Genomic DNA, 21,911 nt, shown 5'->3' with positions numbered 1-21,911 from the left:
GCGCCGGGCCCACGCCGGAGTGGGACGATGGGGAACATGCGAATTTCCGGCACGATGTCCATGCGTACGGCGGTCGCGACCGCCGCTGCCCTGACCCTTCTCACCGCCTGCGGCGGAGGCGGGAACAGCGGTGGCGACAAGGGCGGCGGCCAGGGAAAGCACGCGATGCGCAGCAAGGCCCCGGCGTCGGACCCCACCCGCATCCCGGAGGTGGGAAACGCCCTCCAGGCCAAAATCCCCGGAAATTCACGGCAGGTTGTCGCGGTCTACGGCAAAGGAGTGAACTCCGCCGACGCGACCGTGGTGCTCTACACCAAGGAAGGCAAGGACTGGAAGCGCACCCGTAGTTGGGCCGGTCACAACGGCAAGCGCGGCTGGACGACAAGCCACCACGAGGGCGACAAGCGCAGTCCGGTTGGTGTCTACACGCTCAGCGACGCGGGCGGAGTGCTCCCGGACCCCGGCGCCCGGCTGCCGTACAGCGAAACGTCCGCCTTTGCCGCTCCCCATTCCTGGCCCAAGTCGCACTGGACGGACTTCAACTACGTCATCGCCATCGACTACAACCGTGCCAAGGGCACCTCACCGCTCGACCCGACCCGGCCCGAGGGGCAGCGCAAGGGCGGGAGCATCTGGCTGCACATGGACCACGGAAGCGGCACGTCGGCCTGTGTGAGCCTGCCCAAGTCCGGTATGGAGTATCTGCTGCGGAACCTCGACCCCGAGCGGCACCCGGTGGTGGTGATGGGGGACAAGGCGCATCTGGCCGCCTGAGCTCCCTCGCGGCCGACCGCTCCCGGACCCCGCTCAGCAGCGGCTGCCGGGGGGTCCGGAGAGGCTGTCGAGCAGGTCGCCCAGGGCGTCGCGCTGCTGATCGGTCAGCGGTGCCAGGACGTCCTCGGCGGCTGCCCGGCGCGCGTCGCGCAGGGCCCGCAGCGTCGACTGGCCGGTCTCGGTCAGCTCGATCCGCACCACCCGGCGGTTGGACGGATCCGGCGCGCGGCGCACCGAGCCGTGCGCCTCCAGCGCGTCCACCAGCGAGGTCACGGCGCGCGGGACCACCTCCAGGCGCTCCGCGAGGTCCGCCATGCGCGGCAGCCCGTCGTGGTGCGCCACGGTGCGCAGCAGCCGGGCCTGGGCCGGGGTGATGCCCAGCGGTTCCATATGGCGCTTCTGGGCACGCTGCAGCCGCCGGGTCAGGCGCAGTAGCTGCTCCGCGAGGCGACCGGATGCCTCGGGGCCGGATGCCTCGGGGCCGGATGTTTCCGGGCCGGATGCCTCGGGGCCGGATCTCTCGGGGGTGGACATGATCGCAGTCTATCGGACCCCGTTCATTGTGAGTATAGGTAACAGTGAGCTATGCTCGATAAGTCTGTGCCGTCTGCCATCAGAGGGAGCCCATGCGCCACGACATACCGCCATCGACCCCATTGGCCCCCGATCCGGAGCGGCTCGCGCAGGTGCGGCGCATCCTCCGGCTCTTCCGCCCCTACCGCGGCCGGCTCGCCCTGGTCGGGCTGCTGGTCGCCGCCTCCGCGCTGGTCTCGGTCGCCTCGCCGTTCCTGCTCCGCCAGATCCTCGACGACGCCATTCCCGAGCGGCGCACCGGTCTGCTGACCCTGCTCGCCCTCGGCATGATCGCAGCCGCCGTCGTCAACGGCGTCTTCGGCGTCCTGCAGACCCTCATCTCCACCACCGTCGGCCAGCGCGTCATGCATGACCTGCGCGCCGCGGTCTACGACCGGCTGCAGCGCATGCCGCTCGCGTTCTTCACCCGCACCCGCACCGGCGAGGTGCAGTCCCGGATCGCCAATGACATCGGCGGCATGCAGGCCACCGTCACCTCCACCGCGACCTCGCTGGTCTCCAACCTCACCAGCGTCGTGGCCACGGTCGTCGCCATGCTCGCCCTCGACTGGCGGCTGACCGTCGTCTCGCTGCTCCTGCTGCCGCTGTTCGTCTGGATCAGCCGGCGGGTCGGCAACGAGCGCAAGAAGATCACCTCGAACCGCCAGAAGCAGATGGCGGCCATGTCCGCCATGGTCACCGAGTCCCTGTCGGTGAGCGGAATCCTGCTCGGCCGCACCATGGGCCGCTCCGACTCGCTCACCCAGGAGTTCACCCGGGAGTCCGAGCGCCTGGTCGGCCTGGAGGTGCGGGCCAGCATGGCCGGCCGCTGGCGGATGTCCACCATCGGCGTCGTCATGGCCGCCATGCCCGCCGTCATCTACTGGGCCGCCGGAATCGCCCTCCAGGCCGGGGGACCGGCCGTTTCCATCGGCACCCTGGTCGCGTTCGTCTCGCTCCAGCAGGGGCTGTTCCGCCCCACCGTCAGCCTGCTGTCGACCGGGGTGGACATGCAGACCTCCCTCGCCCTCTTCGCCCGCATCTTCGAGTATCTCGACCTGCCGATCGACATCACCGAGCCCGCCCGGCCGGTGCGGCTGGAGACGGTGCGCGGCGAAGTCCGCTTCGACGGCGTCGACTTCGACTACGACGCCCGGGGCCCGGCCTCGCCGCGGGGGACCCTGCGCGACATCGACCTGACCATCCCGGCGGGCGGCAGTCTGGCCGTCGTCGGGTCGACCGGCTCCGGCAAGACGACCCTGAGCTATCTGGTGCCCCGGCTGTACGACGTGACCGGCGGCCGGGTGCTGATCGACGGGGTCGACGTCCGGGACCTCGACTTCGACAGCCTCGCCCGCGCGGTCGGCGTCGTCTCCCAGGAGACCTATCTCTTCCACGCCTCGATCGCCGACAACCTGCGCTTCGCCAAGCCCGACGCGACCGACGCCGAGATCGTCGCGGCGGCCGAGGCCGCCCAGATCCACGACCACATCGCAGCCCTCCCCGATGGCTACGACACCCTGGTGGGGGAGCGGGGGTACCGTTTCTCCGGCGGTGAGAAGCAGCGGCTTGCCATAGCCCGGACGATTCTGCGCGACCCGCCCGTCCTCATCCTCGACGAGGCCACCAGCGCCCTCGACACCCGCACCGAGCAGGCCGTGCAGAAGGCCATCGACGGCCTCACGGCCGGCCGCACCACGATCACCATCGCCCATCGGCTCTCCACCGTGCGCGACGCCGACCGGATCGTCGTCCTCGACCGCGGCCGCATCGCCGAGCAGGGCACCCACGAGGAACTGCTCGCCCAGGACGGCCGCTACGCCGCCCTGGTGCGGCGCGACGCCCAGCTGTCGCCCGTCGTCCCCGCCGCATAAGCCCCTCAGGGCGTGTCCGCATAGGCCCGCCCCAGGACTCCGTCCGGGAGGTGCCCCGCGAGGACGCCCCTCCGCCGTGCGATCGCACGCGCCCCCAGCCGCCGTTGGGAGGTGCCCCCGGACGCCGCGGCTGACCCGACGCTTTGGGACACGCCCTGGTGCACACGCCCGCACCGGGGCGTCAGGAGAACTCGGCGCGCACCGACTCCGTGTGCTCGCCCAATGCGGGCACCGGCCGCAGCGCCGCCTGACGCCCCGCCACCTCGACCGGCGGCAGCAGGCCGCGCAGCGGCCCGACGGGCGAGCCGAACTCGCCCCAGCGCTCCCGGGCGGCCAGCTGCGGATGGTCCGCTAGGCCCGCGACGTCCCGCAGCCGGGCATTGGCGATGCCCGCCCCGTCCAGCAGGGCCACCAGGCCGTCGGCCGTGTGGTCCGCGAAGGACCGCTCCAGCTCGGCCGTCAGCTCCTCGTCGTGGGTGCGGCGCAACGGATTGTCGGCGAAGCGCGGATCGCGAGTCAGCTCCGGGCGTCCCACGACGCGTTCGCACAGGGTGATCCACTCGCGGTCGTTCTGCACGCTCAGAAACACCTGGGCCCCGTCGCCGCAAGCGTAGGCTCCGTACGGGGAGATCGACGGATGGCGGGCCCCGCTGCGCACCACCCCGCCTCCGCCGTAGGCCTGCGCGAAGTACGGATGGCCCATCCACTCGCCCAGCGCGTCGAGGAGGCTGACGCTCAGGTCCGTCCCCGCGCCGGTGCGCTCCCGCTCGTACAGCGCGGTGAGGATGCCGGTGTACGCGTACATCCCGCCCGCGATGTCGGCGATCGAGATACCGGGGCGGGCGGGCTCCTCGGGGCTGCCGGTGATCGACAGCAGCCCCGCCTCGCACTGGACGAGCAGGTCGTACGCCTTCTTGTCCCGGTACGGCCCACGATCCCCGTAACCGGTGATCGCGCAGTTGATCAGGCGCGGATACGTGGCCCGCAGCGCGTCCGCCGAGAGCCCGAGCCGGTCCACCGCACCGGGGCCGAAGTTGTGCACCAACACATCGGCGCGGGCCAGGAGCCTATCGAGCAGGGCCCGGTCCGTGGCGTCCTTCACATCGAGGACGACGCTCTCCTTGCCGCGGTTGACCCAGACGAAGTACGCCGACATGCCCTTGACCTCACGGTCGTACTCCCGGGCGAAGTCGCCCCGCCCCGGCCGCTCCACCTTGATGACCCGCGCGCCGAGGTCGGCGAGCTGGCGGGTGGCGAACGGGGCGGCGACGGCCTGTTCGAGGGCGACGACGGTGATGCCGTCCAGGGGCTGTGCGGACATGGGCGACTCCTTCGGTACGGGTAGCCCCTGTCTTCCCCGCGGTGAGCGGCCGCCGAACGCCGCCCACCGCGCCGGGGCCGGCCGGATGGCCTCCGGTTCAGCCGAGGAGGTTCCGCAGGTAGGCGATCTGTTCGGCCTGCTGGTGGGTGCCGCCGCCCTCGTGACCGTTGAAGGACCACACCTTCAGCTCCTTCTCGCCCGCGTAGTGGTGGTACGCGGCGAAGCCGCACGAGGTCGGGGTGACGGAGTCGCGCAGGGCGGTCGAGAAGAGCGCCGGCGCGGTGGCCCGGGCCGCGAAGTTGAGGCCGTCGAAGTGGTCGAGGGTCGCGAAGACCCGCTCGGTGAGATCGCGCTGACCGGCGCAGAAGCGGACCAGTTCGCCGTACGGTTCGGCGTCGGTGATCTCGACGGCCCGCCGGATGTGCGTCATGAACGGCACGTCCACCAGGGCCGCGGTCAGATCCGGCACCAGCCCGGCCGCCGCCAGGGCCATGCCGCCGCCCTGGCTGCCGCCGCTGACGACGATCCGCGCGGGGTCTACCAGCGGATGCGTGCGGGCGGCCTCCACCGCACGCACGGCGTCGGTGTAGAGCCGCCGGTAGTAGTAGTCGTCCGGGGAGAGGATCCCCTGGGTCATCTTGCCCGGTGCTTCGGGCCCGGTGCCGCCGGCCGGATCGGGGGTGGCGCCGGGGGTCTGCTGGGACCAGCCCTGGCCCCGGGTGTCCATGACGAAGACCGCGTAGCCCGCCGACGGCCACAGCAGCCAGTTGTGCGGCAGGCCCCGGCCGCCGGTGTAGCCGATGTACTGCACCACGCAGGGCAGCGGGCCCGCGGCCTCGCGCGGGGCCAGCAGCCAGCCGCGTATCCGGTGCCCGCCGAATCCGGAGAACTCGACATCGTAGGTGTGCAGCCGGGCCAGGCCCGCGTCGGTCTCGGTGAAGACCGCGTCCAGGTCCGCGGTGCGGGCCTCGGCGAGGGTGCGCTCCCAGAAGGCGTCGAAGCCGTCGGGCTCGGGCAGCGGGGGCCGGTACGTGCGCAGCTGGTCCAGGGGCAGATCGACGAACACGGGGCGAAGACCTCCGGAGAATCGGTACGGCGATGGCCAGGGGGCAAGGTGGTAGATGTGACGCGCGGATACTGCGGACCGTTCGGACATGCGATCAGCGTTCGACTTATCGGTCAAGAGGGAATACGGGCCGGGGGAGCGGTGCTGGAGCGGACGATCAGCCGGGTGGACAGCTCGGTCCGCATCCCCTCCGGAACCTCGCCCGCCCTCAGCCGCAGCAGGATGCGGAGCGCCGCCGCCGCCATCTCGGACAGCGGCTGACGGACCGTGGTGAGCGCCGGTGTGGTCCAGCGGGCCTGCGGCAGATCGTCGAAGCCCACCACGCTGACGTCCTCCGGCACCCGCAACCCCCGCTCCCGCAGCGCCCGGTACGCGCCCAGCGCCATCGGGTCGGAGCACACGAACACCGCCGTCGGCGGCTCGGGCAGCTCCAGCAGCTCCGTCATCCGCTGGTACGCACCGGCCTCCCGGAAGTCGCCGTAGCGTACGTACGAGGGCGGCACCCGCAGCCCGGCCGCGGCCATCGCCGAGCGGAACCCGGCCACCCGCGCACCGCTGCACACCTTCCGCCGGTACCCGCCGATCACCGCGATCCGCCGGTGTCCCAGCCCGACCAGGTGCTCGGTCGCGCTCACACCGCCCTGCCAGTCGGCGGCACCCACGGACGGCACCCCCGGCGGCGGCACCGGGCCGGGGTCGATCAGCACGAACGGAACCCGGTGCTCGTCGAGCCAGGCGTACTGGGTGGGCGTCAGCTCCGGGAGATGGAACAGCACCCCGGAACTGCCCCGGGCACACAGCTTGTCCAGCCAGCCCCGCTCGGGTCGCCCGTCGCGGGCGCGCGGCAGCCCGGCCGACACCACCACCTCGAGCCCCGCGCCATGCGCCGCCGCCTCCACGCCGTGGAGCACCGCGCCCGACCACGCGCCGTCCAGGGAATGCACCACCAGATCGACCAGAGTGGGCGGCCGGGGCGTCCCCAAGCGCGGTTTGCGGACGTACCCCAGGCGGTCCAGGACCTCGCTGACCCGGCGGCGGGTATCGGGTGCCACGTCCTCACGGCCGTTGACCACCTTCGAAGCGGTCGGCACCGAAACCCCTGCCTCGCGGGCGATGACCGCCAGCGTCGGACCCGTCGATCCCGGGGAACGCGCCATCGAGATACCCCTTCCCGAACCCGCCCAAGCGCGACACCGACCGGGCAGTAACCGGTTGCTACAGTAAGGCCGCCTCAACTCCGACGGGAAGACCCGGGAATTGAGGCGACCCCCTTCGTTCCGCGTCGGTCACAGGCGCCGCCCACGCCGGTCGGGGACCAGTCGTAGAAGTCGTCCAGACCGTAGGTGTGCCCGATCTCGTGCAGCAGGATGTGGATTGCCCCGGCGCCGCCGCCGAAGCCCTTCGTCAGCCACAGCGACTGGTCGTAGTGGCGCGCCGTACCACCGGGGCACTTGGAGTAGTTGCCGTCCTGGTGGAAGAGGCGTCCGCAGTCCGGGGAACACTGCGGAGCACCGCCGCCGTCCAGCCCGGTGTAGATGTCGACCGAGTTGTCACTCCACTGCAGCGTGGAGCGGTTCTTGACCGCCCCGCGGGCGGCGCACCCCCGGGGAGTGGCCGTACGGGGACGCCGCCCGCACCCTCCAGCTGGCCCCCGCGGCCCGGAAAGTTGCCGCCCCTCCCCGGATACGCACGGACTGACAAAACGCGGACTGACAACGCGGTGCGCTCAGCGGCCGGTACGGGCGTCCTGCGAGCCGTCGTCCGGAACCACCCGGGCCGCGGCCGGGTCCAGCACCCGGGTGAGGAACGCCCGGGTCCGCGGATGCCGTGGCGCGCCCACCACCTGCTCCGGACCGCCCGCCTCCACGATCATGCCGTCGTCCATGAACACCACCCGGTCGGCGACCTCCCGCGCGAAGCCCATCTCATGCGTGACGACCAGCATCGTCATCCCCTCGTCGGCCAGCGCCCGCATGACGGCGAGCACATCCCCGACCAGCTCGGGATCGAGGGCCGAGGTCGGCTCGTCGAACAGCATCAGCTCCGGGTCCATCGCCAGCGCCCGCGCGATCGCCACCCGCTGCTGCTGTCCGCCCGACAGTTGCGCCGGATAGGCGCTCTCCTTGCCGGTCAGGCCCACGCGGTGCAGCGTGTCCCGGCCGATCCGCACCGCCTCGGCCTTGTCGCGGCGCAGCACCCGCCGCTGCGCGATGGTCAGATTCTCCAGCGCCGTCAGATGCGGGAAGAGGTTGAACGCCTGGAAGACCATGCCGATCCGCCGCCGCACCCGGTCGATGTCCACATCCGGATCGGTCACCTCGTCCCCGCCCACGGCCACCGAGCCCGACGTCGGCTCCTCCAGCAGGTTCACACAGCGCAGCAGGGTCGACTTGCCGGAGCCGGACGGCCCGATGACACAGACCACCTCACCCCGCTCCACCGCGAGGTCGATGCCCTTCAGCACCTCAAGACCGCCGAAGGACTTGCGCAGCCCCCGGATCCGGATCACGGTCCTCACCTCGCCTTCGCGGTACGGGCCTCGAGCCACCGGACCAACTGGCCCAGCGGAACGGTGATGAGCAGGTAGCACAGCCCGGCGACCAGGATCGGGGTGAGACTGCGGTGCTGATTGAGCGCGTCCCGGCCGAACTTGGACAGTTCGTACTGGTCCAGGGAGAGCCCGAGCAGATAGACCAGTGACGAGTCCTTGGTCAGCAGGATCAGTTCGTTGGTCAGCGGCGGCAGCACGATCCGGAACGCCTGCGGGATGATGATCGAGATCATCGCCCGGCCGTGGGACATGCCCAGCGAACGCGCCGCCTCCATCTGCCCCTTGGGTACGGCCCGGATGCCCGCGCGGATCGTCTCCGCCATGTATGCGGCTCCGACCAGGCCGAGCGCCAGCATGACCGTGACGTACCGGTCCAGCGCCACCTGGAAGGCGAGCGGCACCCCGAAGCCCAGCGCGATGAACACCAGCAGCGCCGGAACGCCACGGAAGAACTCGATGTACGCCACCGACAGCCACCGGTACGGCGGCACCCGCGAGAGCCGCATCAGCGCGAGCACCAGCCCGGCCACGAGCCCGAAACCGAAGCCGAGCAGGGTGTAGACGACGGTGTTGAGCAGGGCGGTGGTGATGATGTCGGGGACCAGCGACCGGGCGACGCCCGCGTCGAAGAACGCGCGGCGCAGTTCACCCCAGTCCGCGGCCAGGACGACGGCGAGCAGCACGGCGGTGAGCACCGCGTACTGCACCGTCCGTACCGCCCGCGCCCGCTGCCGACGGGTCATGGCCATAGCTCAACTCCTGGGCGCGGTGCCGAACCACTTCCGGTAGATCTTGCTGTAGCGGCCGTCCTTCTTCGCGTCCGCCAGCACCTGGTTGATCTTCTTGCGCAGGGCGTCGTTGCCGGTGCGCACGGCGATGCCGTACTTCTCGCCGGTGCTGAACTCGGCCGTCACCTCGGTGTCCGGGTTGTCCTTGACGTAGTCGTACAGCACCCCGTTGTCGTTGATGCCCGCCGCGACCTGTCCGGTCTTGACCGCGGACACCAGCAGCCCGAGGTCCTCGAACTGGACCAGGGTGGCGCCGTCGGCCCGCTTCTGGGCGTAGGTCTCCCCAGTGGTCCCCTGCTGGACCGCCAGCCGCTTGCCCTTGAGGTCGCCGAGGGTGCGGTACGGCTTGCCCTTCCGGGTGAGCAGCGCCTGTGTGGCCTCGAAGTAGGGGCGGGAGAAATCCAGGTTCTTCTCGCGGACGGCGGTGATCGTCATCCCGGCCGCGGCGACGTCGCAGGTGCCGGTGTTGAGGTCCTCACCGGACTGGATGCCCTCGAAGGGCGTGTCCACGATCTCCTGCTTCACCTTCAGCTCCGAGGCGACGAGATCGACCAGATCCACGTCGAAGCCGACGATCTTCTTGCCCTGCCGGGACTGGAAGGGCGGATAGGGCAGATGCGTGCAGGTGGTCAGCCTGCCGGATTTCACCAGGCTGATGTCCTGGCCGCCGGAGTCCGGCGATGTGGTGCTGGTACAGCCGATGAGCAGGGTGGCAGCGGCGGCGGTGGCCAAGACGGGCAGCGCGGAGCGAGCGGACACGGCACCTCCGGGACGTGGTCGGTGAACGACCCCACGGGACACGTGATCAGTGCGTCGGCCCGCATCCTGCCACCCTCCGTGCCGCATCGACCCCGCCGTGTGCGTTGCGAGCGCATAACGGCCGCGAAGCCGGTCCTCGCCCTGCTCCGGAAGAGCGGAGCCGCGCTAGCGCCGCCGTCGCCGCCTGCGGCGCTTGCTCCAGAACCAGCCCGCCGGCGGCTCGTCCGCCCGCCAGGGCTGGGGCTCGGGCGCGCCGCGTCGCCGCCAGCGCGCGGTCAGTATGCGCGTGCGCGCGGCGGGCTCGGTGACCTCGGCGCCCCGGACGAAGTCCTCATCGAGAACGACGTCGTCCCAGTCGTCCGCCTCGTCCCCCCGGTCTGTGGAGCCGGTGCTCAAGGGGCACCTCCCGTCCGCCGGTGTGCCCACTCGGGCACGAAAGCGTGTTCCTGGAGCGAAGAACGCGCGGGACCCCCGCCGAGTTCCGGTGGGCGCTACGCGGGGATCCAGACGCGCATCGGCCCGGTCTCCCGGTTCGCCCAGGCGTAATAGGGGATCGCGGTGACGCGCACCGGGTCGCCCACGCCGCCGACGGCGCCCCCGGCGCCCTGATACGGCCACCAGCCGTCGGTCGGGGCCGCCCGGCGCAGCGCCCGGGCCATGATCACGGTGACTCCGCCCAGCAGCTGCGGCCGGTGCTCGGCGACCAGTTCGGTGCCCGTGTCGAGCGTGATGCCGTCCAGCCGCAGCCCGGCGGGCTGATCCGGCTGCTCCAGGCAGTACACCAGCGGCCCGTGCTCGATCGCGGCGCAGCCGCGCACCGCGTCCATCCGCGGATCGGGGCGGGTGAGCCGGGGCGCCATCGGCAGCGTCAGGACCACGGTCTCGCCCGGCCGCCAGCGGCGCCGCAGCCGCAACCAGCCGCGCTCGGCGCGCTCCGTCACCGGCTCGCCGCCGACCGTCGCCTCGTAACCGTCGGCCCAGTGCGGGATGCGCAGCGACAGCGTCCAGTCCGCCGCCGCGGGAGCCTCGTCCACGACCACCGCGATCCGGCCTTCCCAGGGGTAGCCGGTGCCCACGCGCACCGTCCCGCCGCCCGCCGCGTACACCCCCGACGCGTACTGGTGCAGCTGCAGGCCCCCGGCGTCACCGCTCGCCATGTAATGCGGCAGCGAGGCCAGCAGCCGCATCACATTGGGCGGGCAGCAGGCGCAGCGGAACCAGGGCGTCCGCCGCGCCTCCTGGTCGCTGTGCGTCTCCGTACGGCCGTCCCGGACCTGGAGCGGGTTCACGTACAGCCAGCGCTCACCGTCCAGGGAGACGCCGGACGCGAAGCCGTTGAACAGGGTCCGTTCGATCAGGTCGCTGTAGCGGGCGTCCCCCGTGAGCAGCGCCATCCGCCAGCTGAACTGGATCGAGGCGATGGCCGCGCAGGTCTCCGCGTACGCCCGGTCCGGCGGGAGTTCGTAGGCGTCGCCGAAGGACTCCAGGTCGTGCCGGGAGCCCACCCCGCCCGTCAGGTGGGTCTTGGTGGCGACCATGTCCTCCCACAGCCGCACCAGCGCCTCCCGCAGCTCCCGGTCGCCGGTCTCGGCCGCCAGGTCCGCGGCCCCGGCCAGCAGATACAGCTGGCGCACCGCGTGCCCGGCGACCGCCCTCGCGTCCCGCACCGGGACGTGGTCCTGCCAGTAGGGCGCCCCGGGGCGCGGGCCGGTCGCACCCCCGTCGCCCAGGGTGCCCGCACCGCGGCGGTCCACGAAGTACCCGGCCAGATCGAGATAGCGCCGCTCGCCGGTCTCCCGGTACAGCTCGACCAGCGCCGTCTCGATCTCCGGATGCCCGCACACCGCGTCCACGGCCTTGCCCGGGCCGAAGACCGCGTCGATGTGATCGGCGAACCGCACGGCCACGTCGAGCAGTCCGTCCTCGCCGGTGGCCCGCCGATGCGCGACAGCGGCCTGGAGGAGATGGCCCGCGCAGTACAGCTCGTGTCCCCAGTGCAACTCCGACCACCGCAGGGCCCCCGGCCCGGCCTGGTAGTACGTCTGCAGATAGCCGTCCGCGTCCTGAGCGTCCGACACCAGGGCAGCCAGCCGCGCCACCTGCGCGGCCGGCTCCCCGGTGGCCGGCCCGCCGGGCTCCTCGGCGAGCTGCCAGGACGCGGCCTCCAGCCACTTGTGCACATCGGAGTCCTGGAACGGGAAGTCCCCCGTGAACCCTTTTTCCGCCTTCCCGGCGGCGGCCCGCAGATTGGCCAGATTGCCCGCCTCCTCCAGTCTCCCCGGCCCCTGCGGAACGCTGACCTCGGCGTTGACGCGCCGCTTCGCGGCCCAGAACCCCCCGGTGATGCGGGCCGTGACGGGCGGACGGAGAGCGGTGTGCGCATCCTGCGAGAGCCGGATCGGTCCTACGGACATCTGCCTACCCCTTACCCGTACGTTCCGTGGCGGCCATGCCTTCCACGACCTGGCGGGCCGCACGCGCCATGTGGTCCATTCCACTGCACTTCGGCGCCGGAGTCAGGAGGGGCGACCGTGGTCCGTGTGAAGAGCCGACGGAACGTCAGGCGGCGGGCAGCTCCGCCCCGTCCACCACATGGGCCACGCCACACGTGACGTTGTCGGGCCCGCCCGCGCGGTTGGCGAGGGCGATGAGCTCGAGCGCCGCTTCCCCCGGATCGGCCACCGAGCCCAGTACGCGCCGGATCTCCTCCGTGGCCACCACCCCGCTGAGCCCGTCCGAGCACAGCAGATACCGGTCACCCGCCGAAGCGTCCCGCAGCACCAGATCGGGCTCGAACGCCGACCCGCCGCCCATGGCCCGCAGGAGCAGCGCCCGCTGGGGATGGGACGCGGCCTCCGCCACGGCGATGCGTCCCTCGTCGATCAGCGACTGCACCACGGTGTGGTCGTGGGTGATCTGGAACAGCTCGCCGCCGCGCAGCAGATACGCCCGCGAATCGCCGATGTGCACCAGCCCCAGCCGGGAGCCCGACCACACCATCGCGGTCAGCGTCGTCCCGACGTCGCGCAGCGCGGGATCGGACGCGGCCAGCTCGCACACCGAGGCGTGCGCCCGGTGCGCCGCGTCCTCCAGGGCGCTGAGCAGTTCGGCCCCCGGGATCTCGGCCTCCAGCGGCTTGAGCGCCTCGATCGCGGCCTCGCTCGCATGGCGGCTGCCGCCGAAGCCGTCGGCGACGGCCAGCAGCCGCGGACCGGCGTATCCGGAGTCCTCGTTGCTTTCCCGTATCGAGCCCCGGTCGGAGAGCACCGCGTAGCGGACTCCCAGGGTGTTGTGGGCAGAAGACATGGCGACGTCCTTTCCGGACAGCTGATCGACGAGGAAGGCGGCCAGATCACGCCGGGCCGCCGTATCGGCCTCGACCTGCGCCCAGTACGCGCGGACCTCCCGCGCCGCCGCGCCCGGGTCCAGCTCGCACACGGTACGGATCCGGGCCAGCGGCATCCCCAGCCGGCGCAGCCAGGCCACCAGCCGGGCCCGCTCCAGCTGCGCCGGGTCGTAGAGGCGGTAGCCGGAGCGCGGATCGACGCGGGCGGGCGGCAGCAGTCCGAGTTCGTCGTACAGGCGGAGCGCCTTCGGAGACAGCCTCGATGCCCTCGCGAACGCGCCGATCGTCAGCAGCCCCATGCCCGCCCTCCTCGTGCCGGGCACGTCGCCCGGCCACCACGATGCTGGAGCTTCCCCCTCGGAGAAGGTCAACCCAGGTCAACCACCGTCAACGAAGCCCAATCCGGGATCATATTCAAACTCACATATCTCACTCACTTATATTTATCAGTCACATACTTTCATTTACCCCTCTTCAGGCATTCGTTGTGATTGGCGCGGGAACTGACAGGACATCCGCACAGACTCGTGGCAGCCACGAGGTGAGGGAGGACCCATGTCCGTTTCCACCACGCCCGGAACCGTGTGGGGCACCTGGATCAACCTGGAAGGCGGCATTCACTCCGAGCCCGCGCCGGTGGCCCAGGCCGACGACCGGATCCAAGTCTTCATCCGGGGCGGGTCGAACGTCCTGTGGAGCAGACTCGAAACCCGCGACGGGGAGTGGGGCCCGTGGCAGCAATACCCGGGCGTGGCCGTCGACGGCATCCCCGCCCCGATCCGCGGGAAGGACGGAAAAGTGCGGGTCTTCTACCGCACCCCGGGCAACAACCTGGAGGTCATCACCCAGACCTCCCTCAACTCCGGGTACGGAACGCCCCAGATCCTGGCCACCGGCATCGGGGACGATCCGGCCGCGGCGCTCGGCGCCGACGGCCGCATCTATGTGTTCTTCCCCGGCACCGACGACGCCCTGTGGTTCCTGCGCAACCAGGATCTTCAGTACGAGACGTACACCGCCGCGACGTCGCTGAGCGGCGGCATCTTCGCCACGCCCTCGCCCATCCTCGACGGGGGAGGGCGGATCGTGGTGGCGGTCAAGGGCAGCGGCGAGACCCTCTACACGATCCAGCAAACGTCCGCGAACTCCGCCACCTGGGAGCCCTTCTCGCTGAATGCCCCCAACGTGACCAGCCGCCCCTCGGTGTGCCTGGACGCGGCGGGCAGGGTGCAGATCTTCTTCCGGGGCGTCGACGGCTCCGTCCGGCGCGTCGGGCAGACCGACGACTACAACTCGTTCAATGCCGCCGTGAGCCTGGGCGCCCAGATCGTGTGGCGACCCACCTGCGGCCTGGGCCAGGACGGCCGGGTCAACGTGTTCATCAAGGCGACGGACAATGCGTTGTGGGTCGCCGTTCAGACCACGGAGAACGGCAACACCTACACCGGCTTCCAGTCCCTCGGCGGCGTCATCGGCTCCGCCGGTATCAGCGTCCCCATCGCCAACGAGGAGAACCTGCTGTACGTGTTCCTCCAGGGCAGCGGGATCGCCAGGGACCTCTGGCTCCAGCGCCAGACGTTCGTCTGAGCGGCGCTCCGGGGGCTCCACGGTTTTCGAAACTTTCGCACCTGTCTCAGGGGCTGTTGAAAGTCATCAGAACCCTTAATCTCCGAACAAATTCGATCAATGCATTACTCGGTCGACGGAGAGCGCGGGAGCCCCCGCATGCCCACAGCAGGAGAGCGACGATGAGCCGCAGTGACGGACAGCCCAGCCGCAGACGGGTCCTGATGGGTGCCCTGGCCCTGGGAGCGGTGGCAGGAACCCCCGGTCTCGCCGAGGCCGCCACCCCCTCCGCGCGGGAGAAGGCCGCCCAGGCCGCCCGGTACGTCAATCCGCTGGTCCGTAACCGCGCCGATCCGCACATCTTCAAGCACACCGACGGCTACTACTACTTCACCGCCACCGCCCCGGAGTACGACCGCATCATCCTGCGCCGTTCCAGAACCCTGGCGGGCCTGGCCACCGCGTCCGAGTCGGTGATCTGGAAGAAGCACACCAGCGGCGACATGGGCGCCCACATCTGGGCCCCGGAAATCCACTTCATCGACGGCAAGTGGTACGTCTACTTCGCGTCCGCGCCCGCGAACGACGTCTGGAAGATCCGGATGTGGGTGCTGGAGAACGGCAGCGCCAACCCCTTCACCGGGACGTGGACCGAGAAGGGCCGCATCGTCACCCCCATCGACTCGTTCTCGCTGGACGCCTCCACCTTCGTCCACCGCGGCACCCGTTATCTCATCTGGGCCCAGAGCAACCCGGACGTCGGCAACAACTCCAGCATCTACATCGCCAGGATGACCAACCCCTGGACCATCACCGGGCCGCAAGTGGAGATCTCCCGTCCGACCTACGACTGGGAGACCCGCGGCTACAAGGTCAACGAGGGCCCGTCCGTGCTCCAGAAGAACGGACGGCTCTTCCTCACGTACTCCGCGAGCGCCACCGACGCCAACTACTGCATGGGGCTGCTCACCGCCTCCGCGGACAGCGACCCGCTGGCCCCCGCCTCCTGGAAGAAGAGCCCGCAGCCGGTCTTCACCAGCAACGACACCACCAAGCAGTACGGCCCGGGCCACAACTCCTTCACCGTCGCCGAGGACGGCCGCACCGATGTCCTCGTCTACCACGCCCGCCAGTACAAGGACATCACCGGCGACCCGCTGGACGACCCCAACCGGCACACCCGCATCCAGTCCCTGGGCTGGAAGGCGGACGGCACCCCGGACTTCGGCATCCCCGTGGCCGACGGGCCCGCCCTGGACACCAAGGCCACCACCCGCTACACCATGACGGCCTTCACCAACAGCAGCGAATCCAACATGTACGTGTACGAGTCGCCGGACGCGCTCACCTACACGCTGCTCAAGGGGCCGGCGTTCACTCCGCCCGCGGAGCTGATCCGCGACCCCAGCATCATCAAGCACACCGACGGCTACTACTACATCGTCTACACCACCAACTGGACCGGGAACACCATCGGATTCGCGCGCAGCCGGGACCGGGTCAACTGGACCTTCGTCCGCAACCACACGCTGCCGCTCGCCGGGGTCGAGCGCACCTGGGCGCCCGAGTTCTTCGTCGACGCCGATGGCAGCGTCAACATCATCGTGTCGCTGGACACCACCGCCACACCGGATTACATCTTCCGGCCGCATCTGCTCACCGCCACCAACGCCTCGCTCTCGTCCTGGACCACCCCGAAGCCGCTCACGGGCCTGGACAAGGCGAACTACATCGACACCTTCGTGGTCCGCCACGGCGGGCAGTACCACGCCTTCACCAAGCAGGAGACGACGAAGTACATCGAGCACGCGACGGCCACCAGCCTCGGCGGCCCCTACACCCTGCGAGGCACCGGCGACTGGGCGGGCTGGGGCAGCTGGCGCGAGGGACCGGCGCTGGTGCCACTGGCAGGCGGAGGCTGGCGGATCTACTTCGACGGCTACGCCGAGAAGAAGTACTACTACAGCGACAGCCTCGACGGTTTCCGCACCTGGACCCCCATCCGGGAGCTGCCCCGGCTCTCCGGCTTCGCCCGCCACTTCACCGTCCTCAAGGAGAGCGTGTGATGCGAAGACGTCTGTGGGCCCTCGTCGTGGCCGCCGTCGTCGTTCTCGGGGGGCCCGCCCCGCTGGCGGGAGCCGGTACGGCGCAGGCGGCCCCCGCCACCATCGCCAACGCCACGCAGTTCACCACCACCTCGGGCGAGGCGGTCCACGCACACGGCGGCGGCGTCATCAAGGTCGGCGCGTACTACTACTGGTTCGGTGAGAACCGCAACGCGGACAACACCTTCCGCTATGTGTCCGCCTATCGCTCCACGGACCTCAAGAGCTGGGAGTTCCGCCGCCACGTCCTCACCCAGGCCACAAATCCGGAGCTGGCCTCCGCCAACATCGAACGGCCCAAGGTGCTCTACAACGAGCGGACCAAGCAGTTCGTGATGTGGATGCACAAGGAGAACGGCAGTGACTACAGCGAGGCGCGCGCGGCCGTCGCCACCTCCGCCACGGTCGACGGCGGCTACACCTGGCGGGGCAGCTTCCGCCCGCTGGACCAGCACATGTCGCGCGACATCACCCTGTTCGAGGACAGCGACGGCACCGGCTACATGATCTCGGCCGCACGGGAGAACTACGACCTTCAGATCTACCGGCTGACCGACGACTACACCGGTGTGGCGAGCCTGGTGGCCAACCCGTGGCCCGGCGGCCACCGCGAGGCCCCCGCGCTCTTCAAACGCGGCAACGTGTACTTCATGCTGACCTCCGGCGCCACCGGCTGGAGCCCCAACCAGCAGCAGTACGCCACCGCCACCAGCCTGGCCGGCCCCTGGAGCGCGATGCGCAACGTGGGCGACGCCACCGCCTACGGCTCGCAGACCGCCTACGTCCTGCCGGTGCAGGGAGCCCAAGCGACCTCGTACCTGTACCTGGGCGACCGCTGGGGCAACTCCTTCGGCGGCAAGGTCAACGACTCGCGCTACGTCTGGCTGCCGCTGGCCTTCCCCACCGCGACCACCATGACCATGGACTGGTATCCGCAGCTCACCATCGACACGGAGGCGGGCACCGTGACCGGCTCCGGGGGCCCGTACACCACGCTGAAGGCCCGGCACAGCGGCAAGTGCGCCGACGTCGTCTCCGCCTCGCAGACCGACGGCACCGCGGTCGTGCAGTACACCTGCAACGGCGGCGGCAATCAGCTGTTCTGGTCCCGGAGCGCGGGCGGCGGGTACGTCCAGCTGATCGCCCGGCACAGCTCCCAGTGCCTGACCGTGGCCGGCGGCTCCACCGCCGACGGCGCGGCGGTCGTCCAGTCGGCCTGCGGCACGGGCGCGAACCAGCAGTGGCAGGCCACGGACACCGGCAGCGGCTACGTACGGCTCGCCGCCCGCTCCAGCGGCAAGTGCCTGGACGTGGCCGATTCCTCCACGGCGGACAAGGCCGCCCTCGTCCAGTGGAGTTGCACGGGCGGCGCCAACCAGCAGTGGCAGCGCGGCTGAGCGCCTGAAGTGGCGCGGGGTTGTTGACATCCCCGGACGCGGCGGTACCTTCACGTGCGCACAATGTCGGACATTGTTCGTAATTTCGAACCTCCGTGAGGAGAGTCATGGACGAACCAGTCGACAGACGGCACTTCATCGCCACCACCGCCTCCGGGGCCGCGGCCGTGATGCTCACCGCGGCCGCCGGTGGCACCGCGGCGGCGGCCACGCCCGGCGTTGTCGCCCCGGCAGCGGCCCCGCGGGGGGCCCGGGCGCTGACGAGCGTCCGGCCCTTCCCGCTCACCGCCGTGACCCTGCTCCCCGGCGCCTTCAAGGACAACCAGTCCCGCAACACCGCCTATCTGCGCTTCGTCGACATCGACCGGCTGCTGCACACCTTCCGCCTCAACGTCGGCATCGCCAGCAGCGCCAAGCCCTGCGGCGGCTGGGAGAGTCCGACCACCGAACTGCGCGGCCACAGCACCGGCCACCTGCTGTCCGGCCTCGCCCTGACCTACGCCAACACCGGCGAGGCCGCATTGCTCGACAAGAGCCGCAAGCTCGTCGCCGAACTCGCCGCGTGCCAGGCGAAATCCCCGGCCGCGGGCTATCGGACCGGCTATCTGTCGGCGTTCCCGGAGAACTTCTTCGACCGGCTGGAGGCCGGCAGCGGAGTGTGGGCCCCGTACTACACCCTCCACAAGATCATGGCCGGGCTCGTCGACCAGTACCGGCTCGCGGGGCTGGACCAGGCCCTGGAGACCGTGCTGCGCCAGGCCGCCTGGGTCGACACGCGCACCGGAAGACTCAGCCGCGAGCAGATGCAGCGCGTACTGGAGACCGAGTACGGCGGCATGAACGACGTCCTCGCCGACCTGCACGCGATCACCGGCGACAGCCGGTGGCTGAAGGTCGCCGAGCGCTTCACCCACGCCCGCGTCTTCGACCCGCTCAGCCGGAACGAGGACCGGCTCGCCGGACTCCACGCCAACACCCAGATCCCCAAGATGGTCGGCGCCCTGCGGCTGTGGGAAGAGGGTCTGGACAGCCGCTACCGCACCATCGGCGAGAACTTCTGGAAGATCGTCACCGACCACCACACCTACGTCATCGGCGGCAACAGCAACGGCGAGACCTTCCACGAACCCGACGCCATCGCCGCCCAGCTCAGTGGCAGCTGCTGCGAGAACTGCAACAGCTACAACATGCTCAAACTCACCCGGCTGATCCACTTCCACGCGCCCGAGCGCACCGACCTGCTCGACTACTACGAGCGCACCCTGTTCAACCAGATGCTCGGCGAACAGGACCCCGACTCGGCCCACGGCTTCAACATCTACTACACGGGCCTCGCCCCCGGCTCCTTCAAACAGCAGCCGTCCTTCATGGGACCCGACCCGAACCAGTACTCCACCGACTACGACAACTTCTCCTGCGACCACGGCAGCGGCATGGAGACCCACGCCAAGTTCGCCGACACCATCTACACCCGCGGCGACCGCAGCCTCCTGGTGAACCTCTTCATCCCGTCCGAGGTGCGCTGGCAGGAGAAGGGCATCACCTGGCGCCAGACCACCGGCTTCCCCGACCAGCAGACCACCACCCTCACCGTCAGCTCCGGCGCGGCCTCCCTGGAACTGCGGGTGCGGATCCCCTCGTGGGCGTCCGGGGCCCGCGCCACGCTCAACGGCACCGCCCTCCCCGACCAGCCGAAACCCGGCAGCTGGCTGATCATCGACCGGCAGTGGAAGACCGGCGACAAGGTCGAGGTGACCCTGCCGATGAAGCTGCGGCTCGACCCCACTCCCGACGACCCCGACGTCCAGGCCGTGCTGTACGGGCCCGTCGTGCTGGCCGGGGCGTACGGCGACCGCACCGGCATGACCATGCCGCGCCTCAAGCGGGACTCCGTGGTCCAGCAGGCCACCAGCCCGATGCGCTTCACCGCCACCGCGGACGGGCAGAGCGTCACCCTGCTGCCCGTCGCCCGCCTCCACCACCAGCGCTACAACGTGTACTGGCTGAGCGGACAGCCGCCCACCCCGCCGCCCGCCTTCGCCGCCTGGTACCGCTTCGACGAGACCTCCGGCACCACCGCCGCCGACGCCACCGGCCGCGGCAAGACCGCCGGCTCACCGGCGGCGCCACGTGGACCACGGGCCGGACCGGGGGCGCCGTCGCGCTGAACGGCACCGACGGCTACGTGACCCTCGCCGACGACCTCCTCGCGGGCGCCACCGCGTACACGGTCGCCACCTGGGTCCGGCTGGACGGCACCCCCGCCCAGTGGACCCGGATCTTCGACATCGGCACCGGCGTCACCGCCAACATGTTCCTCACCCCGGTCGCCGACTCGGGCAAGCTGCGCTTCGCCATCACCGCGGGCGGAGGCGGCGCGGAGCAGCGCATCGAGGCCGCGCCGCTGCCCACCGGCCAGTGGACCCATGTCGCCGTCGCCTACGGCAGCGGCACCGCCGTCCTCTACGTCGCCGGGCACGAGGCCGGCCGCAACACGAGCGTCACCGTCGAACCCGCCGACTTCGGCAACCACATCCGCGCCGCCTACCTCGGCAAGTCGCAGTACCCCGACCCGTACCTCAGGGCCGCGTACGACGACTTCCGCGTGTACGGCCGGACACTCAGCGCGAATGAGGTCGCCACGCTCGCCGAAAGCTGACAAGCTCGGGCGGGCGGGCCACGGCCCGCCCGCCCCCGTACCGACCGGCATGGACAAGGACGACGCACATGGCCCACCTCGCGGCGGAGAACCGCTACGACTCCATGCAGTACCAGCGCTGCGGGCGCAGCGGTGTGCTGCTGCCGAAGGTCTCGCTCGGCCTGTGGCACAACTTCGGCGACACCCATCCGCTCGAGACCCAGCGCGCCGTGCTGCGCCGCGCCTTCGACCTCGGCGTCACCCACATCGACCTGGCCAACAATTACGGGCCCCCGCCCGGCAGCGCCGAGAGCAACTTCGGCTCGATCTTCGCCCAGGACTTCCGCCCTTACCGCGATGAGCTGTTCATCGCGAGCAAGGCCGGATATCTGATGTGGCCCGGGCCGTACGGCGAGTGGGGCTCGCGCAAGTACGTGCTGGCCAGCCTCGACCAGTCGCTGACCCGGATGGGCCTGGACTACGTCGACGTGTTCTACTCCCACCGCTTCGACCCGGACACTCCGCTCGAAGAGACGATGGGCGCGCTCGACAGCGCCGTACGGCAGGGCAAGGCCCTCTACGCCGGGCTGTCGAACTACCCGCCGGAGGCCATCGCGGAGGCGGCCGCGATCCTGAAGGAGCTGCGCACCCCGTACCTGATCAACCAGCATCCGTACTCGATGCTCCAGCGCGGGGTCGAGGGCGGCGTGCTGGAGGCGTCCGCCGAGGCCGGTGCCGGTGTCATCGCGTTCTCGCCGCTCGCCCAGGGCCAGCTCACCGACCGCTATCTCAACGGTGTGCCCGCCGACTCCCGCATGGCGCTCGGCCACTTCCTCAAGCGTGACGCGCTCACCGAGGAGCGCCTCACGCTGCTGCACGCCCTCAACAAGATCGCCGGGGAGCGCGGCCAGACCCTCGCCCAGCTGGCCCTCGCCTGGGTGCTGCGGGACCCGCGGGTGGTCTCCGTGCTGATCGGCGCGAGCAGCGTCGCCCAGCTCGAGCAGAACATCGCGGTCCTGGACTCGCCCGGCTTCAGCGACGCCGAGCTGGCCGAGGTCGACCGCCTCTCCGCCGAGGCGGGCGTCGAGATTCCCTGACCGGGCTCCTGACCGCGTGCCGTGTCCCCGCTTCCGCCACCGGAAGCGGGGACACG

Annotated in this window: 16 protein-coding genes and 2 pseudogenes; 7 read left to right on the top strand and 11 right to left on the bottom strand. The window is 70.7% G+C overall.

Features of this window, described 5'->3' with window-relative positions; genetic code table 11:
* Positions 1–36: 36 nt before the first annotated feature.
* Complete coding sequence (locus ACH4SI_RS23235) at positions 37–774, top strand: hypothetical protein (protein ID WP_398298498.1); 738 nt, start codon at positions 37–39, stop codon at positions 772–774.
* Between the two features lie 33 nt (positions 775–807).
* Here ACH4SI_RS23235 and ACH4SI_RS23230 read toward each other — a convergent pair whose 3' ends face one another.
* Complete coding sequence (locus ACH4SI_RS23230) at positions 808–1,308, bottom strand: MarR family winged helix-turn-helix transcriptional regulator (protein WP_398298496.1); 501 nt, start codon at positions 1,306–1,308, stop codon at positions 808–810.
* A gap of 92 nt (positions 1,309–1,400) precedes the next feature.
* On the opposite strand from ACH4SI_RS23230, the gene ACH4SI_RS23225 reads away from it, so the two are divergent.
* Positions 1,401–3,221 (top strand): ABC transporter ATP-binding protein, encoded by a 1,821-nt coding sequence (locus ACH4SI_RS23225; RefSeq protein WP_398298494.1) that lies wholly within the window; start codon positions 1,401–1,403, stop codon positions 3,219–3,221.
* A 181-nt stretch (positions 3,222–3,402) separates the two neighbouring features.
* On the opposite strand, the gene ACH4SI_RS23220 is transcribed toward ACH4SI_RS23225, so the two are convergent.
* The 10 genes and pseudogenes from ACH4SI_RS23220 to ACH4SI_RS23175 all read right to left on the bottom strand — a co-directional run bounded on the left by ACH4SI_RS23220 (position 3,403) and on the right by ACH4SI_RS23175 (position 13,351).
* Positions 3,403–4,542 (bottom strand): CaiB/BaiF CoA transferase family protein, encoded by a 1,140-nt coding sequence (locus tag ACH4SI_RS23220; protein WP_398298492.1) that lies wholly within the window; start codon positions 4,540–4,542, stop codon positions 3,403–3,405.
* 97 nt (positions 4,543–4,639) lie between these two features.
* Complete coding sequence (locus tag ACH4SI_RS23215) at positions 4,640–5,608, bottom strand: acetylxylan esterase (protein WP_398298489.1); 969 nt, start codon at positions 5,606–5,608, stop codon at positions 4,640–4,642.
* A 113-nt stretch (positions 5,609–5,721) separates the two neighbouring features.
* Positions 5,722–6,765 carry a LacI family DNA-binding transcriptional regulator gene (locus ACH4SI_RS23210; RefSeq protein WP_398298487.1) on the bottom strand — a complete coding sequence of 348 codons (1,044 nt, stop codon included), beginning with the start codon at positions 6,763–6,765 and terminating at the stop codon, positions 5,722–5,724.
* A 146-nt stretch (positions 6,766–6,911) separates the two neighbouring features.
* Positions 6,912–7,193 (bottom strand): annotated as a pseudogene (locus ACH4SI_RS23205) (hypothetical protein); the annotation flags it as partial.
* A 141-nt stretch (positions 7,194–7,334) separates the two neighbouring features.
* Complete coding sequence (locus tag ACH4SI_RS23200) at positions 7,335–8,117, bottom strand: amino acid ABC transporter ATP-binding protein (protein ID WP_398298485.1); 783 nt, start codon at positions 8,115–8,117, stop codon at positions 7,335–7,337.
* A gap of 5 nt (positions 8,118–8,122) precedes the next feature.
* Positions 8,123–8,908: an amino acid ABC transporter permease gene (locus ACH4SI_RS23195; RefSeq protein WP_398298483.1), complete on the bottom strand. Its 786-nt coding sequence runs from the start codon at positions 8,906–8,908 to the stop codon at positions 8,123–8,125.
* Positions 8,909–8,911: 3 nt separating this feature from the next.
* The gene (locus ACH4SI_RS23190; protein WP_398298481.1) at positions 8,912–9,706 is read right to left on the bottom strand and encodes an ABC transporter substrate-binding protein; all 795 of its coding nucleotides are present in this window, start codon (positions 9,704–9,706) and stop codon (positions 8,912–8,914) included.
* A 165-nt stretch (positions 9,707–9,871) separates the two neighbouring features.
* Positions 9,872–10,102, bottom strand: a complete 231-nt coding sequence (locus ACH4SI_RS23185; RefSeq protein ID WP_398298479.1) for a hypothetical protein — start codon at positions 10,100–10,102, stop codon at positions 9,872–9,874.
* Between the two features lie 95 nt (positions 10,103–10,197).
* Positions 10,198–12,120 carry a glycoside hydrolase family 127 protein gene (locus ACH4SI_RS23180; RefSeq protein ID WP_398298477.1) on the bottom strand — a complete coding sequence of 641 codons (1,923 nt, stop codon included), beginning with the start codon at positions 12,118–12,120 and terminating at the stop codon, positions 10,198–10,200.
* A 145-nt stretch (positions 12,121–12,265) separates the two neighbouring features.
* A complete protein-coding gene (locus ACH4SI_RS23175) occupies positions 12,266–13,351 on the bottom strand; it encodes a MerR family transcriptional regulator (protein ID WP_398298475.1) in 1,086 nt (361 codons plus the stop codon).
* Between the two features lie 256 nt (positions 13,352–13,607).
* Between ACH4SI_RS23175 and ACH4SI_RS23170 the strand changes: the two genes are divergently transcribed.
* The 5 genes and pseudogenes from ACH4SI_RS23170 to ACH4SI_RS23150 all read left to right on the top strand — a co-directional run bounded on the left by ACH4SI_RS23170 (position 13,608) and on the right by ACH4SI_RS23150 (position 21,855).
* Entirely contained in the window at positions 13,608–14,639 is a 1,032-nt protein-coding gene (locus tag ACH4SI_RS23170) for a hypothetical protein (protein ID WP_398298473.1), read from the top strand.
* Positions 14,640–14,800: 161 nt separating this feature from the next.
* Entirely contained in the window at positions 14,801–16,684 is a 1,884-nt protein-coding gene (locus ACH4SI_RS23165; RefSeq protein ID WP_398298471.1) for a family 43 glycosylhydrolase, read from the top strand.
* On the top strand, positions 16,684–18,120 hold the full coding sequence (locus ACH4SI_RS23160; RefSeq protein WP_398298469.1) for an RICIN domain-containing protein: 1,437 nt from the start codon (positions 16,684–16,686) through the stop codon (positions 18,118–18,120). Before ACH4SI_RS23165 ends, ACH4SI_RS23160 begins: the two co-directional genes overlap by 1 nt.
* Before the next feature lie 107 nt (positions 18,121–18,227).
* Positions 18,228–20,779: pseudogene (locus tag ACH4SI_RS23155) on the top strand (beta-L-arabinofuranosidase domain-containing protein).
* Between the two features lie 68 nt (positions 20,780–20,847).
* Positions 20,848–21,855: an aldo/keto reductase gene (locus ACH4SI_RS23150; protein ID WP_398298467.1), complete on the top strand. Its 1,008-nt coding sequence runs from the start codon at positions 20,848–20,850 to the stop codon at positions 21,853–21,855.
* The last annotated feature ends 56 nt before the right edge of the window (positions 21,856–21,911 follow it).

The sequence above is a fragment of the Streptomyces sp. NPDC021212 genome (assembly GCF_044332925.1).
Taxonomy (GTDB): Bacteria; Actinomycetota; Actinomycetes; order Streptomycetales; family Streptomycetaceae; genus Streptomyces.
The sequence above is the reverse complement of the archived record's forward strand: the minus strand, read 5'-3'. Positions and strand labels throughout refer to the sequence as shown.

Coding starts and splice junctions, on each gene's coding strand:
- ACH4SI_RS23210 (WP_398298487.1), bottom strand. CDS start 6,765: ATGGCGCGTTCCCCGGGATCGACGGGTCCGACGCTGGCGGTCATCGCC.
- ACH4SI_RS23235 (WP_398298498.1), top strand. CDS start 37: ATGCGAATTTCCGGCACGATGTCCATGCGTACGGCGGTCGCGACCGCC.
- ACH4SI_RS23220 (WP_398298492.1), bottom strand. CDS start 4,542: ATGTCCGCACAGCCCCTGGACGGCATCACCGTCGTCGCCCTCGAACAG.
- ACH4SI_RS23165 (WP_398298471.1), top strand. CDS start 14,801: ATGAGCCGCAGTGACGGACAGCCCAGCCGCAGACGGGTCCTGATGGGT.
- ACH4SI_RS23170 (WP_398298473.1), top strand. CDS start 13,608: ATGTCCGTTTCCACCACGCCCGGAACCGTGTGGGGCACCTGGATCAAC.
- ACH4SI_RS23225 (WP_398298494.1), top strand. CDS start 1,401: ATGCGCCACGACATACCGCCATCGACCCCATTGGCCCCCGATCCGGAG.
- ACH4SI_RS23180 (WP_398298477.1), bottom strand. CDS start 12,120: ATGTCCGTAGGACCGATCCGGCTCTCGCAGGATGCGCACACCGCTCTC.
- ACH4SI_RS23195 (WP_398298483.1), bottom strand. CDS start 8,908: ATGGCCATGACCCGTCGGCAGCGGGCGCGGGCGGTACGGACGGTGCAG.
- ACH4SI_RS23160 (WP_398298469.1), top strand. CDS start 16,684: ATGCGAAGACGTCTGTGGGCCCTCGTCGTGGCCGCCGTCGTCGTTCTC.
- ACH4SI_RS23175 (WP_398298475.1), bottom strand. CDS start 13,351: ATGGGGCTGCTGACGATCGGCGCGTTCGCGAGGGCATCGAGGCTGTCT.
- ACH4SI_RS23230 (WP_398298496.1), bottom strand. CDS start 1,308: ATGTCCACCCCCGAGAGATCCGGCCCCGAGGCATCCGGCCCGGAAACA.
- ACH4SI_RS23150 (WP_398298467.1), top strand. CDS start 20,848: ATGGCCCACCTCGCGGCGGAGAACCGCTACGACTCCATGCAGTACCAG.